General features: G+C 64.6%; 1 pseudogene. It reads right to left on the bottom strand.

Features of this window, described 5'->3' with window-relative positions:
* Positions 1 to 243: 243 nt before the first annotated feature.
* Positions 244 to 1000, bottom strand: a pseudogene (locus tag GR328_RS26515) (transposase); the annotation flags it as partial.

Here is a 1000-nt window from a genome sequence, read left to right as displayed (position 1 = left end):
CGATGCCGTTGAAAAACTCCGCCGGTTGAGCGGCTGGGTGCCCGGGGCTCGCCTCTTAACGGCTGGGGTAGAGGTAACTGGAACCCGAGGCCGTGGGCCTCAGCCTGCCACCCCGCTCAGGCGGCCATTGCCGCTGTCAACCGAGCCATGCGTCGGAGGTTTGGGACCATGGCTGCCCGGGTGGAACTCGTCTCTGGCCCCCGTTCGTCCTCGCAAGCGCATGCGTTCGAATCGCAGGGTGGCCTTGAGATGGCCAAACAGCATCTCGACCTTCTTCCGCTCGTTGCGTGAGGTCGCGAACTGCGGTGTTCCGGCGACCAGTCGAGCCTGATCGCGCGCCTCTTCCTGGATGCGGCGCGCCACGCTGTAGTTGCGCCGGAACTGCCTCAGGATCTTCCCCGCCGGACAGGTGTACTGGTCCAGGCCAGGAGCGAGGATGAAGTCGGAGCGGCCAAACGTGCCGTCGTCACGGCTGCCCTTGTCCCAGACTGGAATGTGCGGCTCGATCGCCTGACCCACCAGCCATCCCAGGAGCCTGCCTGTTCCATAAGCGGTGTCCGCCGCGAGCTTCTTCGGCTTGAGACCAATCCGGACCTGGGTGCGCTCCAGCATGGTCGCGGTGGACCGAACCTCGAAGGTTCGCGCCGGTGGCGGCTCGACATCGACAATAATGGCATGCTCATTGTCGATCTTCTCCGGCTCAAGGCCATGATAGCGGCTGGCGTCGGCTTCGATGACGCTCGCATCGACTGCGAAGCCCTCGCCCTTGATCAGCCCGGCGGCCAGGCAAATGCCGACCACGCGCTCGAATACCAGCCGCAGCAGATCGCTGTCGCGAAAGCGCCCATGCCGGTTCCTCGAGAAGGTGGAGTGATCCGGCGCCGCGTCATCTAGATCAAGCCGGCGGAACCATCGATAGGCCAGATGACGCGAGACCTCCTCGCACAGCTTGCGCTCCGAGCGGATGCCGTAGCAGTAGCCGACGATCAGCATGCGCATC

The organism is Microvirga makkahensis, assembly GCF_009830105.1.
Lineage (GTDB): Bacteria > Pseudomonadota > Alphaproteobacteria > Rhizobiales > Beijerinckiaceae > Microvirga > Microvirga makkahensis.
Note: the sequence above shows the minus strand (reverse complement) of the source record. Positions and strands in the feature narration are given on the sequence as shown.